Origin of the sequence: Thalassobacillus devorans, assembly GCF_011761345.1 — a bacterium.
GTDB classification, from domain to species: domain Bacteria; phylum Bacillota; class Bacilli; order Bacillales; family Halobacillaceae; genus Thalassobacillus; species Thalassobacillus devorans.
Genome location: NZ_JAASRY010000001.1, coordinates 43,448 through 59,937 on the forward strand (window position 1 = coordinate 43,448; position 16,490 = coordinate 59,937).

The window sequence follows — 16,490 nt, forward strand, 5'->3', positions numbered from 1 at the left end:
TGATGACGGATAAGGAAATGAGGTTGATGTTATGGACGTAGTGTTATTAGTACTGATGATGATGGCGATTGGAGCACTGATCGGCGGGCTGACCAACTCCTTGGCAATAAGAATGTTATTCCGCCCTTATGATGCAAAATATATCGGAAAGTACCGGCTTCCGTTTACACCTGGTCTCATTCCCAAGCGGCAGCAGGAACTTGCCCGTCAGTTGGGCCGGATGGTCGTGCAGCACCTTTTGACAGCGGAGGGTATCCGCAAGAAGCTGGAGGAAAGTGAATTCCAGCACCAGATGACCGTTTGGGCACAGGAGGAAGTCAAACAGCTTTTGAGGCAGGATAAAAAAATCAGCGAACTGCTGGCTGCCTTTGAGGTAGAGACAAATGAAGCGAAGATAAGGCGGAAGGTTTCCTACTGGGTTGAAACCCAATATGAGGAAGTGATGGAGCAATATCGTCCGATTCCTCTCCGTGATGTACTTTCGGAGGACATGATCAAAAAGACGGATAAGGCCACAGATAAACTGGCTGGCAATATCCAGCTGAAGATTGGCAGCTATATCGACAGCCCAGAAGGGAAACGAAAAATTGCTGACTTGATTGAACACTACCTGACAGGTCAGGGGTTTTTCGGGAATATGATTTCTTCCTTTATTACCCCACAAGGGCTGACAGATAAAGCCCATCCCGCAGTACTCCAATATGTACGAGCTCCTGAAACGAAAGCGTGGCTGGTGGAGCTGATCGGAAAGGAAAAAGAGTATTGGCTCCATCAGCCCGTTGGTACCATTGAGGGAAGAATCGGAAAAAATGCTATCAAGCGTGCATTGGGAACCGCAGTTTCCAATGCTCTTCCACTTGAAAACTGGCTGAACCGAACCGTCGCAGAGTGGATGCGGCCGATCCGCTCGAAAATTATCCAGGATGCTGTCCCCGTAGTTGTGTCACAACTGGGAACTTTACTTGCCGAACGGATTGAACCAATGATGAAAAAATTGCATCTGGCAGAAATTGTTCAGGAACAAGTAGAGGCTTTTTCAGTGGGAAGACTGGAAGCGATGGTACTAGATATTTCCAGGCGAGAACTTAAAATGATTACCTATTTAGGCGCATTACTCGGCGGTTTAATTGGTATTATACAGGGAATGATCGTGATCTTTTTAGGATAATGACTCTATTCCTATACACAACCGTCCACGTTTGTTATAGTGGGGAAGGAATCAAAGTAAGTGAAACAAACAGGAGGTAATTTTTTACAATGGCAAATATTTATGATAACGCGTATGACTTGGAGAAAGCGATTCGTAATAGTGATGAATTCCAAGGATTAAAAGAAGCATATGAAGCAGTAATGGCTGATGAAGCAGCAAAGAAAATGTTCGATAACTTCCGTGAAACTCAAATTAACTTGCAGCAAAAGCAAATGCAAGGACAGGAAATCACAGAAGAAGAAGTACAGCAGGCTCAACAAGTAGTTCAGCTTGTTCAGCAGCATGAAGTGATTTCTAAGCTTATGGAAAAAGAACAGCAATTGAATACGGTCATCAATGATGTCAGCCGTATTATCACTAAGCCGTTGGAAGAACTATACGGCACTCCAGAAGAACAGTAAATGTAACGAAAAGTCAGGCCCCGGGTCTGACTTTTTTTTTGCCTTCTACACACTTGTTTTAATTTTACGATTAACTTCCCAATTGCTGAAGATAGGTTTCAATATAGTTGGGTCCGTTACCATAAAAGTAAAAGATGGGCTGTGAAACGACTCGCTTTCCTGCGGGGGACCTGGCGAGCTTCCTCGGGCTTGCGCCCTGTGGGATCTCGCCTAGACCCTTCTCCCGCGGGAGTCTCCCCGTTTCCCTGCCCATCCAGCCAATTTTGTTACAAACGGACCCTTCGAGAAGTGTATAAGTAAAACCTTCATCCTAATGCGCTTATAAGACTTTTTCTAGCAATACAAGTGGCCATATAAGACGGTGTCCACAAGTGTGATTTCGAGAACTTCCTATGGCAAGGTCCGGTGGGGAACGGCGAGACTCCTGCGGGATAAGCATGACAGGTGAGACCCCGCAGAGCGTCAGCTCGAGGAGGCTCAGCGCATGTCCGCGGAAAGGGAGTCGTTTTCCACCGGACCCTTATGCAGGAAATATCTCGAAATCAAGTCTTCGACTTTTCGACATTATAAGATATTTTTGTGGTTTTGGTGTTATTGCATCGAAACTGGCAGGATTTTGCAGGCAGATTAGCGAATGAAATTAAGAGGTTTTATACAAAGAGGGGGATACCATGAATTACTTTGAATTAGCGAAAAATGATAACGTAATCGAGCTGAAGATGGCCCGGGGAGAACGATATAATGCCTTAAATGTGGCGATGCTGGAAGAATTCGTAGCCGCTCTCGAGGAAGTGGAAGCAAGTGATGCACAAATCGTTGTCCTTTCCGGGAAAGGTGACGGGTTCTGTGCCGGCGGAGATGTCACCATGATGACCGAAGTCAGTGATAAAGAAAAGTTTAATGACGTGATGAGCAATATCGAGGCAGTAGTGACAAAGCTCTATACGATGCCTAAGGCTGTCGTTGCTTCCATCCATGGTCCTGCTGTCGGGTTAGGTCTCAGCATCGCACTTGCTGCCGATTATATTATTGCCGACCCTGATTCACGTTTTTCGATGAATTTCATCGGTATCGGACTGCTCCCGGACGGAGGGGGACACTTCTGGCTGCAGGAGCGTCTTGGTACCCATCGTGCCAAGCAGTTTGCCTGGAATGGCGAAGAATTGTATGCCAAGAAAGCATACGATTACCATCTCGTTGACCAGGTTGCCGGAGAAGACCTTCAGGCAGAAACACAAGCTCTGGTCGCTCATTGGAGTAAGCGCCCGCTGCAGTCCATGATTGCTACGAAGCAATTATACCATCAGCACGGTGTGGAAAAGTTGAAACAGTACCTCGAGGAAGAACGAAAAGCCCAGTGGAAACTGCGACAGACCAAGGATCATCAGGAAGGCGTTCAGGCTTTCATGGAAAAACGAAAGCCAGAGTTCACTGGAAGATAAAAACAGGCTCCTATCAATGATTTCTGATAGGAGCCTTTCTCTTTTTACCTATGGAATAAGACAAGATGGCCTTCTGGTGCTACACAACGATGCGTGTGCTCTTCATAGCCGTGGTCTTGCAATTTATTCTGGCCGATCTGCTTTGCATCGTGATCATCAGCAGCTTCGAAGTTTTCATCCAATAGTTTTTCCCCATCTTTTGCGAAGACAGTCAATGCGTATGCTTTCATTTTAAACCTCCTCTTCATTTCCCACTTTCTACTATTTGATATGGCAGATACAAATTCCTGCTTGTTTCTTATTTCTTTTTCCCTATCAATCATGCGGTTAAAAATACTTCCAAGAAATGAAACTATTTTCCTAATTCAATCGTATAATTGGAGTAGTGAAAAGGGGGAGAGGAAATGACGCTTCAATTGGGAGAAGTGACCAAGCGTTTTGGCAGCACAGTAGCTGTAGATGACTTGTCGCTTACGATACCAGAAAAAGAAATGTTTGGATTTTTAGGAGGTAATGGAGCAGGAAAGACGACAACTTTCCGGATGATTCTTGGATTAATGACTCCCACGAAAGGATCGATTGTCTGGAACGGGGAAACGATTAGTTACGAGAAGAGCCATATTATCGGCTATCTGCCAGAGGAGCGGGGGCTTTATCCTAAGTTGAAAGTGAAAGACCAGCTTGTCTATCTGGCACGGCTAAGAGGAATGGATAAGCAGGCGGCACTTCTTGAACTCGATAGCTGGCTGGAACGCTTTCATATACCGGAGTATAAAGAGAAAAAGGTAGAGGAATTATCCAAAGGGAATCAACAGAAAATTCAATTCATTTCCGCAGTTATACATAAACCGGAACTGTTGATTTTAGATGAACCATTTTCAGGATTGGATCCTGTCAATGTCGAGCAATTGAAAAAGGCTGTTATCGACTTGAAAAAAGCAGGTACTACTATCGTATTTTCTTCTCACCGCATGGAACACGTCGAAGAACTATGTGAACACTTGTGCATACTTCAAAAAGGACGGCCAGTTGTACAGGGGCAGCTAAAGGAAATCAAACGGTCATTTGGAAAGAAAAACTTGCGCATCCATGCTGATTTTGACTTAACCTACTTAAAAGAATTGCCGGGTGTAGTGACATGCAAATCGGTGAGTGAAGGCTGTGAACTGCAGATAGAAAATGAAGCAGCAGCTTCCCTTGTTTTTGAAGCCTTACAGGGGAGAGGTTTTGTCCGTCTTTTTGATTTAGAAGAGCCTTCCTTGAACGACATATTCATTGAAAAGGTGGGTGCTTCTTATGAATAAGTTTTTTATCATGCTGGCCCATACGTATTTGAATCGGTTAAAATCGAAATCGTTTCTTATTACGACAGGTGTCACGCTGTTACTTATTATAGGTCTTGCTAACTTTGAAACGATAACCGAACGGTTCACCGGAAAAGAATCAGATGGTAACCAGCAAGTGGCCGTTATCGGGGAGCGGGAGGGGTTGCAGCAACCATTGCAGAGTTATTTGGATCAGCAGGATAGTTCGATTGAACTTGCTGCCTTTGAAGGGACGAAAGAGGAAGCCGAGCAGGCAGTGAAAGATGGACAATATACGGCTTTCATCGACATCGCTGAAACGGATGGAATCCCTCACGCCAACTATTATGCCAACCAAATCGCCAACACAAGTGTAAGCAATCAGATCCGCGAAGCGCTTCAGCAGGTGAAGGTCACGATTGCTGCAGAACAGGCTGAGATAGACCCGCAAGTATACCAGCAGATTTCAGCACCTGTTGAATTTGAGACCGTAGCTTTGGAAGAAAGCGCGAAAACAGAGGAGGAACTGAGTGAAGCGCGCGGCCTTGTCTATGTCATGCTGTTTATCATGTATTTTGCTGTAATTATGTACGGCAATATGATAGCCATGGAAGTAGCAACAGAGAAATCAAGCCGTGTGATGGAAATATTGATTTCCAGTGCTTCTCCAGTCGCCCAGATGTTTGCTAAGATTTTCGGTATTGCTTTACTCGGACTATCGCAAATCACGTTATTCATGGTTGTGGGTTATCAGGCAGTTAAAATGAATCAGGACACGATGAGGGACGGTGTTTTTGACTATTTTGGATTGAATAATTTGGAGATAAGTCTGTTCGTCTACTTGGTCGTTTTCTTTATTCTTGGGTATCTTCTTTATGCTACGCTCGCTGCTATGCTCGGTTCACTTGTGAGCCGGCTCGAGGATGCTCAGCAATTGATTGCACCAATGACACTGGTCATTGTCGCAGCCTTCATGATTGCGATGTTCGGCCTTAATGCGCCGGATTCAGGGTTTGTTACGGTTACTTCGTACATCCCGTTCTTTACACCGATGCTGATGTTCTTGCGGGTCGGCATGCTGGATGTGCCAATTTGGGAAGTGGGACTATCCATTGGTATTCTAATCGCCACGATTGTGCTGCTTGCTGTAATTGGTGCAAGAATCTATAGCGGAGGAGTACTATTGTATGGGAAGTCTTCTTCGCTGAAGGACATTAAAGCTGCCTTGCAGCTGTCAAAAAAAGAATAATTGGTTAACCGCCGGGGTAAGTCCTGGCGGTTTTTCTTGTAAAAAAGATTCATTTTCCCGTTAGGTAAGAAGTTTATTGAGATAGGGTAGAACATTTATGAGACAGGTCGGAACATCCCTCACTTAAGTCAGAAGTTCTTCCCGTTAAGTAAGAAAATTAGCAGCCAAGGCAATATACACCCTGGCTGCTATAAGTTACTCTCCCATATTCTTTTTGCCATACTGCATATTCGTTGTCTGATGTTCGGGTTCATTTACAAATGGATCGACGGGACCCTGGTTTTTCCTTCCCTTGACACTAGCCGCACTTTTAGCGCGCTCGGATGGGTTTTTCTTTTGTTTTGGCATCGGAAAAGCACCTCCTTGTACTTAGCATTTCCTAACTTCCTGAAAAATTGCTATCGAACGTGCATTCGTTTTTTTGCTTTGCTACAATGAAAGGAAACAGGGAGAAGGAGAGGTACACGCATGAAAACTAAACCTTATCTTAAGTTCATTCATTGTGCTGATTTACATATAGATAGTCCATTCAAAGGGGTGGGGGAGCTGCCACCTCCATTGAACAAACACGTAAGGGAAAGTACATTCTTTGCTTTGGATAGGCTGGTCGATCAGGCGGTAACCCATAAGGTTGATTTTATTTTGATGGCCGGAGACTTATTTGACGAGGAAATAAGGAGTTTACGGGCGCAAATCAAGCTGCGGGACGCTTTTCGTAAGTTAAAAGACAACGGGATCAAGGTGTATACCAGTCATGGGAACCATGATTATTTGTCAGCCGATTTCCACCCGGTCACTTACCCGGACAATGTTCATGTCTTCCAGGAAGAACAGGTAACCCACGAAGCTTTTAGCAAAAATGGAGAAACACAGGCCATCATTTATGGATTCAGCTATCATAACCGGGCGGTCACGGAAAGAAAAGCAGCGGAATACATACGTACAGACGATCATGCCTATCATATTGCAATGCTGCATGGCAGTATTGAAACCAACACGGAACATGACGTCTATGCTCCCTTTCGTCTGAGGGAATTGCAGGAAAAAATGATGGATTATTGGGCACTTGGTCATATTCATAAACGGACTGTTTTAACTGAAAATCCACCGATTATTTATCCTGGCAACATCCAGGGAAGGTCTATCAGGGAACCAGGTGAAAAAGGCTGTTACCTCGTAGAAATGGGGGAGACCGGAACGAATTGTAGCTTTCTGCCACTTCAGGCATTCCAGTTTGAAACGTTCCACTTATCTACGAAAGCAGAAAATTTTGATGAACTTGAACAAATGATAACAACAAAGAAGGAAGAATGGAGAAATACGGGGCCGGCAATCATCCATTTACATATTACCGGAGGGGAAGGGCTTGCCACTCTCCGGCATCATAATCAAGAGATGGAAGAGCTGTTGGATGTTATCAATGAACAGGAACAATCGGAAGAGCAGTGGTTGTGGGTTAGAAAAATTGATATAGAAGCTGTTTCTCCATGGGATGAAGGGCAGTTGATACAGGAGAAGCACTTCGTGGGGGAAATGCTCCGCCAATTTCAGCAGTCTGAAAGGATGGACTACTGGCTGAAACCACTGTACCGTCACCGTAAGGCCCGTAAACATTTAGAAGTTTTGAGGGAGGAGGAAAAAGAGAAAGTGCTCCAGGAGGCCAAGGATTTACTGCTTACGGAATTATTAAAGCGTTGAGAGGAGGGACAAGTGTATGAAAATCACCTATATCCATATTTATGGCTTCGGAAAATGGCAGAATTTCACGTTGCATCTGGAAAAAACGAATTTTCCAATTATGATTGGGAAAAACGAAGCCGGTAAGTCGACAATCCAGAAGTTTATCTTATTCGTACTTTTTGGATTGCCCCCGAAGCAACGGGAATTTTATCAGCCGAAAACAGGGGGAACGGTAGGAGGCAGAATGGAACTTCTCTTAGACCATGGAGAGAAAATGATGGTTGAGCGTCTCCATGATCGGAATAATGGAGCTGCTGTCTGTTTGTTTCCGGATGGGACAGTGAAAGATGAAAGCCACTTGCAGGCATTGTTAGGAATGGGACGCAATACGTATGAGGCGATTTTTTCCTTTGAGGCTGCTGATCTCACTGACCTTCATAAAATAGACCAGAATGATCTTGGAGAAACATTACTTAATATCGGTTTGACAGGATCGACTCGAATCAATGAAACTGAAAAAACGTTGGTGCAGCAACTCTCCGAACGATTCCGTCCACAAGGAAAGAAACCGCCAATCAACCAGCGGCTGCAGGAACTCGACAAGATAAATGAGCAGCTGAAAGAAATGGAACGGGAAGAAGCGTCTTATCAGCAGCTGAACAATGAACAGCAGGAAACAAAGGGTCACCTGGAATTGTTGCGGCATCAAAAAGAAACAATACAGGAAGACTTATTTCGTCTGCAACGATTGCTGCAAGTGAAAGATGTAGTGTTAGCCTACCATCAGTATGCGAATTCCAGCACAGACAATCCGATAGAATTCCCTGTTGATGGAAAAGAAAGACTCCACGCACTTAAGGATCAGCTTCTGCCATTAGAAAGTGAGCAGCAGCTACTCCTACAGCGTATACAAGAAAATGAGCAGAAATTGAAAAAACTCCATAGTGCCAGTCTTTCTCAAGAACTGATAGAAGACATGGAGCAGTTATCGGCTGCTCTTCCTGGCATTCAAGACTCGATAAGGAAAGAAGAGCATCTGAACGATCGCATCCGGGAATATGAATATAACGTTGGTCGCGAGCTGACAGAGTTGGATATCGAGCTCACCCAGGAAGCGTTAGCGAACTATGATTTTCCATTCTATTTAGAAGAGGAATGGGTACAGGCTGCCAGACAGAAAGAACGCCTGGAAGGTGATGAAGAGCGGCTGAAGGAACAGGAGCGTCATCTGTCAGCTGAGGAAAAGCATATAGAAGACAGAAGAGCCGTATGGGAAGGTCAACTCCTTGAGGAACGCTCTTATCATCACTGTATAGCTGACTTGGAAGCTTTTGAGCAGAAGCAGCGTCGTGGAGGGGAAAATGAAGGTCCATCGTCGGATAAACGGCAGCGACAGGCAAAGCAGACATTTGGCCTGACTGTTGGCCTGGCAGTGATTGGACTTATAGCTGCATGGCTGCTGTCCTCTCTGCCTGTTGCTATGTTTGCTCTTCTGATGCTTATTGGCGGCTATTATATTTATAGACAGTCAACTTCGTTGGGAGCTGAGTTGTCCCAGGACTCGGGTGTTTCTAATCTTTCTGAAGAAGAATACCATTTAAATCGTCAGAAATTAGACCAGCATGAAAAAGCCTCCTATGAACTGGAGCACCTTCAGGAGCAATGGCAGCGTTCTTCTGTAGAACGAATGAAGCTGGAAGAACAAAAGCAATCCCTTCGTAGCCGGCGTGAGCGACTGAACCAGCTGATAGAAGAGCAGCGCAAGCAATATCCTTTTCTTTTAGAAATATCACCAGTTCATTGGGTACGACTCTACCATGCAGTAAAACCGTTACAGGAACAGTACCGCCAGGCCCTGGAACTGAAGCAGGAAGTTGCTTCCCTTGAAAATGAACAGAAAAAGTATACGGTGCAATTGGAGACGTTTTTAACGAACGCTGGATGGGAATGGAACGATAATCAGCTTTCTGCGTTGATTGGTTATTTTCATGAGGGAGAAAAGGTAATTCAAGAAATAGACCGGGATCGTGTACGCTTAGAGACTGATATAGAAGACCTGCGGGAGAAGAAAAAACAGCTGGAGATAAGGATGCTTCCGTTCAAAAGGGAAAAGAACTCCTTATTGGAGGCAGCGGGATCAGATAAAGAGCAGGCCTTTTTACAGATTGCTGAAGCAGCCGAAGCAGAAAGGAAGCGTCGGGATAAGCGGGAAGACTTAAGGAGGCAGCTGACAACGATACTGAAAAAAGACGATATCGAGGATTATCAAGTTTTGGAGAAAGTACCGGACTATCAGCTGCTGGAACAACAACTAACAGAGCTCCAAGAAAAAATACAACAAGTAGAGGTAGAGCGGGATAGCAGAAGACAAGAGCTTGCTGACCTCCATAATAAATTATCTAAGCTGGAACATGCGGCTACTTTTTCTGAGCAACGTCACCAGCTGCAGGCAAAGCGCGATGAACTGCAGGCAGAAGCAAGAGAATGGGCTGTTCTGCAAACGGCATACAAAATGTTGCTTCAAACGAAAGAAGTATATCAGCACACGTACTTACCTGATGTATTAGACCGGGCGAGCGACTGGTTTTCCCGGCTGACCGGAGACGCCCATCACCGAGTGTATTTTCACCCCGAGCGTGGGGATCTGCAAATAGAATCGTCTGACGGTTTCAGATTCAGTGCTTCTGAACTTTCCAGAGGTACGGCAGACCAGCTTTATGTCGCTTTACGTCTGTCGTTGAGTGCAGTCCTATCCAGGGAAGATCGACTGCCATTTCTTATTGATGATGCATTTGTTCATTTTGATCCTACAAGAACCGGAGTCATGATGGATATCATCGAGGAGCTCACCGTTTCCCATCAGGTATTTTTGTTCACGACAAGAGGGGACTTGGCTGATAAAATGTCAGGGGCTGTAACGATCAAACTCTCGGACCGGATTGCTGGAGGGTTAGCTAATTGAAATTATTAATGGTAAAATGTTTTCAGATTAGATAGGGATGGATGAATGGAGGGTTTTCCTGTGGCGAAAAAAGGACAACAGACAGAGTGGGGCAAATATGAAGAAACAGTGGAAAAGTTCATCCAGGTGATTGCGAAAAATATGAGCCTGTATGGGGTTACTCCTTCCATCGGCCGTTTGTATGGAGTTTTGTATTTTGCAGACGAACCTATGACGTTGGATGAAATGCGAGATGCCCTGGCGATGAGCAAGACGAGCATGTCGACAGGTGTCCGTGCATTATCCGATATGAAAATGGTCGAGCCAGCGTTCAAACGCGGGGTACGGAAAGACCTGTATAAGTCAGAAGAAGATTGGTATAAATCATTCACCACATTATTCGGGAGCCGTTGGCGGCATCATACCGAAACGAACATCGAAGAAGCGGAGGAAACGATTGCCAAGCTCGAAAAGATAGCAGAAGAATCCGAAGATGAAGAGTTGCAAGAAAGAGTCTTAGCGGACATTGAGCGACTGCGTTACGCCAAAAATTATTATCGATGGCTGATGGAGTTTATCCGCGTTGTGGAATCCGGTGAAATTTTTCAGTATGTACCAAAAATCGATCAGCATGAAGATGATTGAATGATGAACATAACTGGGCACGGGAAACCCTGGTTGGGTGAATTTATATTAACCGATTCCTGGTATATTCAGAGAAAAATAAAACTGGAAACAGGTGGCTTTGTTCTTTTTTTGTTGGTAAGCGGGGAGGAGATTCGATGAAGAAAGGGATAGCTAATTATAATGTTGGGGATGGTTTTGACGGATTTATGATGATTAAATCCGCTTCTAAAGGAGTGGCGAGCAATGGGAAGCCTTTCCTGACGTTAATATTGAAGGATGCATCAGGAGAAATTGAATCCAAGCTTTGGGAAGCTACATCCGAAGATGAAGCTGTATTTCAAGCCGAAGAACTCGTGAAATTAAGTGGAGAGGTAACCAGCTTTCGGGGACGTCCCCAGTTGAAAATCCAGTCGATCCGACCCGTTCAGGCGACAGATGGGGTAGCGCCGGAAGACTTTGTGGAGAAGGCTCCTATTAAAAAGGAAGCATTGATGGAGCGGATCACCGAAGCGGTTTTTGAGATGAAAAACCCGAATATTCAGCGCCTGGTGAGATACTTCGTGCAAAAGTATCAAGAGGCATTGTTGACGTTTCCAGCCGCCACTAAAAACCACCATGCTTATGTTTCAGGACTCGCTCACCATATCGTATCAATGCTTAACTTAGCGCGGGAATTGAAAGAGCTGTACCCTTCGCTGAATAAAGATTTGTTGTATGCCGGCGTGATACTTCACGATTTAGGCAAGCTAAAGGAATTATCTGGAGCGGCCGCTCCTAACTATACAATGGAAGGAAAGCTGATTGGGCATATTCCGATGATGGTACAGGAGATCGGTCAGGCTGCGGAAGAATTGAAAATCACTGGTGAAGAAGTGACCATCCTGCAACACCTGGTCCTCTCGCATCATGGCAAGAGTGAATGGGGAAGCCCGAAGCCGCCACTCGTACGGGAAGCAGAAGTCCTTCATCTAATTGATATGCTCGATGCCAAAATGAATATGCTGGATCGCGCTCTTGGTAAAGTACAGCCAGGGGAATTTACCGAGCGGTTATTTTCTATGGAGCAGCGCTCCTTCTATAAACCTTTGTTCGAGGATAAATAAGGCATATCCGTCCGCTTGTCCGCATAAATATTAGTACAAAGCGGACAGGGAGGATCATGCCATGTTATTCGGAATTCCAATTTGGGTTTACTTTTGCATCCTGTTCATCTTCCTGAGTGGTTATATGGCTTATAAAGCAATGCGAGCCGAGAAGAAGCTGGAACACCAGTTTATCGAACGCGAAGGCCAGGTATATATCCAGCGTATGGAAGAGGAGCGCGAGCAAAGAAAACATAATAAGTCTGTGGCTTCAGGTTAATTATTGTTTTTTCCTCCTTTATGATGAAGCTGTCTGAACTTACATGTCAGGCAGCTTCTTTTTGTTTGAAAACAAAGCGCCAACGAAATATAAAAACAGCCAGGCATAGTTGCCTGGCTGTTTACTTCTGTCATCAACCTTCCGCGGGTTGTTCTGGCTTATCGAATAGTCCCTCGAATTCATCAAGTTTCACGTCGATTTCAGCATCTTCCATCATTTTATCCATTTTGGCCTGAAGTTCCTGCTGGTCAATTTTTTCTGAAGCCAGCTGACGTTTGATGGTATCTTTTTCTTCTTCAAAAGAACCAACATCTTCTGCTTCTCGTTCATCGGTTTTCTTTATGATGTGAAAACCAAATTCCGTTTCGATTGGCTCACTGATTTCTCCGACTTCCAGATCGTAAGCAGCGTCTTCGAATTTAGCAGTCATCTCACCTGTTGAGAAGAAGCCGAGTTCGCCACCCTTTTCTCCTGAGCCGGGATCAGTAGAATGCTCTTTGGCCAGTTCAGCAAAATCTGCTCCTTCATCCAGTTGCTTTTTAATATCTTTTGCTGTCTCTTCATCTTCGACAAGAATGTGGCTCGCTTCTACTTCTGTTTTCATTTTATCGTAATAAGCCTGCATTTCGTCTTCCGCTACTTCGACATCTTCCATTGCTGCTTTTTCTTGGAGCAGGCTTAGTCTAAGTGTATCTTTGAAATCTTCTTCATCTTTGAAATTATTTTGCTGAAGGATCATTTCGAACTGGTCACCGTATTGCTCCTTCATTTTCTCAAGTTCTTTATCTACTTCTTCTTCAGAGACTTCATAGTTGGCAGATAGAACTTCAGACATGACCAGCTGCTGAAGCACTGCTTCACCGTTCTGATCTTTTAATGCTTCGTAAAATTGTTCCTTTGTAATATCTCCGCCACTTGTTTCAACAACGACTTCACTATTGTCTTCCGCATCTGAACTGCAGGCAGATAAGGTTAATACTCCTGCTGCAAGTGTGGCAGCGACTGCAAACTTTTTCATTCCTCAAACACTCCTAATATGTAATTAAATTCTAGACGTAGGGCATTCAACAACCTATGACATAATATAACATAACCGAGTTAGCAAAAACTAGTACGTTTTTCAAAATATTAGGGATAGGGGGCATGCGCCTATCCAAAGGGTGGGGCCGCTGCATAGGATACTGTATGTATCAGATAAGGGGGTGAGGTTATGAGTCGAGGATATGGTGGCGGTTTCGCTTTGATCGTCGTGCTATTCATTTTGCTCATTATTGTAGGGGCAGCATGGCTGTAATCCCTGACAGGTGAATTAGAAAAGCCAGACGCTGGTTTAAGCGTCTGGCTTTTTTCATTTATTTATATGGAAGACAATCATGAAGTCAGACCGCGTTCAAGACCTCTACATAGGAGGAAATCAATAAAATCGTTATTAGTACATTTATCGTACGGAAGACACGCGGCTGCTTCTCTTTAGACATGTTCGTCTTCGTACATAACGAATGAGTCAGAGAATTTATGATGAGTAGAATGACTAAGGCGTAGATGATAAATACGAATGCCACAGCTGGATTACCCCCTTTATTCTTATCCATTACTTTAACAAAAATTAATGTTTTTGAACAGGATTTAATATTTGTAAAACAAGACAGAAAGGAAACGTAAATCAAAAATCGAGTACAAAACCCTGCGGGGTTTTATACTCGATAATCTGTCTTTTTCAATTAGGAGCTTTTTTGTTTAATTAAAATATCATAACCATCTTTTGCATTTTCAATGATACAACGACGAGGTGCCCGGATAAATTGGTTCAAATACAGGAAATCGGTGAAAGATAACCCGATGTTTACAGCTGCAAACAGAACAAGATATGCGAAATATCCAGGGAATATGAAGCTCATCGCCAAGGCTGGCATAGTAATAAATAAAGTCGGTGCCAGTGCCATGAAAATAGATGTTTTTTTAGATAATTTGGATTGACACCGATAATCAAATGTCGGAATCAATCTTCTTTTGAATGACCATTTCACCCTTACACGCTTATTAGCAAGTACTAATGGCAATATATGCATCATCCGGTGCAATGACGGTAAGAAGAACAGAATGACCAGCAAAGGGATGAACCCATGGTCTTTTACATCATGTGTCAAATGAACCAGTGAAAAAGCCAAATACAATATCAGAAATGCCAACAACCCTGTAAGAAAGGATGTGAGATAAATACGATTATTACCGAAATCCTTAGTGATGTTTACTGTTTTCCAGCAATTCATCTCAGAATCCCCCTTTGCTGCAAAAATGACTGAAACATTGTAATGAATGTTTCTATGATATTTGGGGTGAAACCATATGTTTTAGTAGCACAAATGGAATAATAGTATGTTTTCATTGAAAAAGCAATAGGTTTTTACAAAAAAAATAAAAGAGTTTTTGGACTGCCATGACAAGGCTTGATGCAGATATGTTTACAAGGTTTGAAAAGTGTTAAACGGGTTATGGAAAAAGATATTCAAAAAGTCATACCATTCTTTATAGAAGAACTGACTGAAATGGGGAGATGTACATGGGCAAATATACAGAAAAGCTGAAGCAATATAAACCAGATCGTACCAATGCAGATGATCCAGTTGATTCACTAGTTACCGCCCGGATTAAGCAAAGGCTGCGTAAGCTGGAAAGAAAAATTGACGCGGACAGCAGGCATCATATTGCAACAGACCATCCCGGTATTAAAGGGGACGGAAAGCATAATGACACTTCAGGTATCCAGCAATTACTGGATGAAGCAAAAGACAAACCGAATGGAATTTCTATTTATTTCCCTGCAGGCGTATATAAACTTACATCGACCCTCTTCATCTACGAAGGGACACGGATGGAGTGTCATCCAAAAGCGGTTTTCAATAAAGTGCACCATCGCGGGATGCTGCAGAATATAAAGAAAGACAGTACGGACAACGGTTATAATGGAAATGGGAATATAACTATTATTGGAGGGATATGGGATAATAACGGCCATCGTTACTTAGGAGGGACGTGTTTTGTATTCGGCCATAGTAAAAATTTAATATTTCGTGATCTAATTATAAAAGATGTATCCCCGGGGCACGGGATGGAAATAAACTCATCTAAAAATGTCCTGATTGATGGTTGTAAATTTATTGGAATGGCCCCAAAGAAAAAGAAGCTTTATTCCGAAGCCGTGCAGCTGGATTTGATGAAAAGTAAAGGAGTTTTCCCTTGGAAAAAAGGCCATTTCGACCATACCCCCTGCAAGGATGTTATGATTTCGAATTGCTACTTTGGCCCGAGTGACAGGCTGGGAAGCTGGGGGAGAGCAATCGGGTCACACTCAGCAACCTCAGACCGCTGGCACCAGCGAATTATCATTACGAACAATATCATAGAAGGAACGTTGCAATGGGGAGTCCGGGCTTATTCCTGGGAGGATGTCACGATTACAAGTAATATTTTCAATGGATGTGGTGCTGGTCTCTCGATTGATCCCAATCATGTAGGGGAGGGGGAGGTTGATAGCGAAGATATCGATGGCAACCAGACTTACAGCAGTAACCAGGTCAAACGTATCACCATTCAAGGCAATCAATTTACGAAACCGGGCCGGCATGGCTCAGTAATGAGTATTACCGGCGATAAACATCACGATATGCTCGAGGTGAACGTCACGGGTAATACGATCGAAAATTCCGCCCCCACTTATAGCATCTATCTTGCGCACCTCGCCAACTCTATTATTTCGGATAATATTGTGACCGGTGGTGATAAGGGAATCAAACTAGTGGCATGCAGGCAGGTGAATGTCATTGGGAACAACATTAAACAGACAAAGGCAACAGGAATTGAGGCATTTAGTGGTAATAGAGATTTAACGATTGCTAATAATGCAATGTCATTGGTAGGAGGCCATGGGATCTGGATTACTGGCAATGATATGACGGCGGTCAATAACAACCATCTGACCGGAATAGGTGGTGAAGGGAAAGTAGACGCTCAGGGCATACGTGTGACATCTTCGTGTGAAAGAATTTCCATCATTGGCAACATGTTCAGTAATCGGGAGCCTGGATATCGAATGACGTGCGCCATTCATACCGCTTCGTGTACCAAAAATACGTTAGCTGCTGCTAATAACGCATTCGGTATAGGTTTCGATTTTTGCGGAATTGTTAACGAAAATGGAAACGCAGGATAAACAAAGATAAAGAAGGAGAGAAACCGGCTTAATTATCGGTTTCTCTCCTTCTTTACGGGAAAAT

General features: G+C 43.8%; 17 protein-coding genes. 12 read left to right on the top strand and 5 right to left on the bottom strand.

Annotation, left to right across the window (positions count from 1 at the left end; all coding sequences use genetic code 11):
• The first annotated feature begins 31 nt into the window (after window positions 1-31).
• The 3 genes from FHS45_RS00230 to FHS45_RS00240 all read left to right on the top strand — a co-directional run bounded on the left by FHS45_RS00230 (window position 32) and on the right by FHS45_RS00240 (window position 3,053).
• Window positions 32-1,168: a DUF445 domain-containing protein gene (locus FHS45_RS00230; protein WP_062444157.1), complete on the top strand. Its 1,137-nt coding sequence runs from the start codon at window positions 32-34 to the stop codon at window positions 1,166-1,168.
• Between the two features lie 89 nt (window positions 1,169-1,257).
• The gene (locus FHS45_RS00235) at window positions 1,258-1,611 is read left to right on the top strand and encodes a YlbF/YmcA family competence regulator (RefSeq protein ID WP_062444160.1); all 354 of its coding nucleotides are present in this window, start codon (window positions 1,258-1,260) and stop codon (window positions 1,609-1,611) included.
• Between the two features lie 671 nt (window positions 1,612-2,282).
• Window positions 2,283-3,053, top strand: a complete 771-nt coding sequence (locus FHS45_RS00240; protein ID WP_062444163.1) for an enoyl-CoA hydratase — start codon at window positions 2,283-2,285, stop codon at window positions 3,051-3,053.
• A gap of 44 nt (window positions 3,054-3,097) precedes the next feature.
• Here the strand turns inward: FHS45_RS00240 and FHS45_RS00245 are convergent, their stop codons facing one another.
• Complete coding sequence (locus FHS45_RS00245; RefSeq protein WP_062444166.1) at window positions 3,098-3,283, bottom strand: YhzD family protein; 186 nt, start codon at window positions 3,281-3,283, stop codon at window positions 3,098-3,100.
• Between the two features lie 174 nt (window positions 3,284-3,457).
• Here FHS45_RS00245 and FHS45_RS00250 point away from each other — a divergent pair, with 174 nt between their 5' ends.
• On the top strand, window positions 3,458-4,357 hold the full coding sequence (locus tag FHS45_RS00250) for an ABC transporter ATP-binding protein (RefSeq protein WP_062444170.1): 900 nt from the start codon (window positions 3,458-3,460) through the stop codon (window positions 4,355-4,357).
• Complete coding sequence (locus tag FHS45_RS00255) at window positions 4,350-5,606, top strand: ABC transporter permease (protein WP_062444173.1); 1,257 nt, start codon at window positions 4,350-4,352, stop codon at window positions 5,604-5,606. The genes FHS45_RS00250 and FHS45_RS00255 overlap by 8 nt, the downstream gene beginning before the upstream one ends.
• A 195-nt stretch (window positions 5,607-5,801) precedes the next feature.
• Here the strand turns inward: FHS45_RS00255 and FHS45_RS00260 are convergent, their stop codons facing one another.
• Complete coding sequence (locus FHS45_RS00260; protein ID WP_148350077.1) at window positions 5,802-5,954, bottom strand: YuzL family protein; 153 nt, start codon at window positions 5,952-5,954, stop codon at window positions 5,802-5,804.
• A gap of 120 nt (window positions 5,955-6,074) precedes the next feature.
• On the opposite strand from FHS45_RS00260, the gene FHS45_RS00265 reads away from it, so the two are divergent.
• From FHS45_RS00265 to FHS45_RS00285, 5 genes are all read left to right on the top strand, one after another.
• Entirely contained in the window at window positions 6,075-7,304 is a 1,230-nt protein-coding gene (locus FHS45_RS00265) for a metallophosphoesterase family protein (protein WP_062444177.1), read from the top strand.
• Between the two features lie 16 nt (window positions 7,305-7,320).
• A complete protein-coding gene (locus FHS45_RS00270; RefSeq protein WP_062444180.1) occupies window positions 7,321-10,248 on the top strand; it encodes an ATP-binding protein in 2,928 nt (975 codons plus the stop codon).
• A gap of 60 nt (window positions 10,249-10,308) precedes the next feature.
• The gene (locus tag FHS45_RS00275) at window positions 10,309-10,872 is read left to right on the top strand and encodes a GbsR/MarR family transcriptional regulator (RefSeq protein ID WP_229717791.1); all 564 of its coding nucleotides are present in this window, start codon (window positions 10,309-10,311) and stop codon (window positions 10,870-10,872) included.
• A gap of 137 nt (window positions 10,873-11,009) precedes the next feature.
• Window positions 11,010-11,957, top strand: coding sequence for a 3'-5' exoribonuclease YhaM (gene yhaM, locus FHS45_RS00280; protein WP_062444187.1), 948 nt, complete (start codon window positions 11,010-11,012; stop codon window positions 11,955-11,957).
• A 61-nt stretch (window positions 11,958-12,018) separates the two neighbouring features.
• Window positions 12,019-12,216, top strand: coding sequence for a sporulation YhaL family protein (locus tag FHS45_RS00285; protein WP_062444191.1), 198 nt, complete (start codon window positions 12,019-12,021; stop codon window positions 12,214-12,216).
• Window positions 12,217-12,349: 133 nt separating this feature from the next.
• Here the strand turns inward: FHS45_RS00285 and FHS45_RS00290 are convergent, their stop codons facing one another.
• Entirely contained in the window at window positions 12,350-13,234 is an 885-nt protein-coding gene (locus FHS45_RS00290) for a peptidylprolyl isomerase (protein WP_062444195.1), read from the bottom strand.
• Window positions 13,235-13,426: 192 nt separating this feature from the next.
• Between FHS45_RS00290 and FHS45_RS00295 the strand changes: the two genes are divergently transcribed.
• Complete coding sequence (locus tag FHS45_RS00295; RefSeq protein WP_037985558.1) at window positions 13,427-13,510, top strand: YjcZ family sporulation protein; 84 nt, start codon at window positions 13,427-13,429, stop codon at window positions 13,508-13,510.
• An 85-nt stretch (window positions 13,511-13,595) separates the two neighbouring features.
• On the opposite strand, the gene FHS45_RS00300 is transcribed toward FHS45_RS00295, so the two are convergent.
• Both FHS45_RS00300 and FHS45_RS00305 read right to left on the bottom strand, forming a co-directional pair.
• A complete protein-coding gene (locus tag FHS45_RS00300) occupies window positions 13,596-13,778 on the bottom strand; it encodes a hypothetical protein (RefSeq protein WP_082411986.1) in 183 nt (60 codons plus the stop codon).
• 159 nt (window positions 13,779-13,937) lie between these two features.
• Window positions 13,938-14,486 (bottom strand): DUF3267 domain-containing protein, encoded by a 549-nt coding sequence (locus FHS45_RS00305; RefSeq protein WP_062444198.1) that lies wholly within the window; start codon window positions 14,484-14,486, stop codon window positions 13,938-13,940.
• A gap of 290 nt (window positions 14,487-14,776) precedes the next feature.
• On the opposite strand from FHS45_RS00305, the gene FHS45_RS00310 reads away from it, so the two are divergent.
• Window positions 14,777-16,426, top strand: coding sequence for a right-handed parallel beta-helix repeat-containing protein (locus tag FHS45_RS00310; RefSeq protein WP_062444200.1), 1,650 nt, complete (start codon window positions 14,777-14,779; stop codon window positions 16,424-16,426).
• Window positions 16,427-16,490 lie beyond the last annotated feature (64 nt).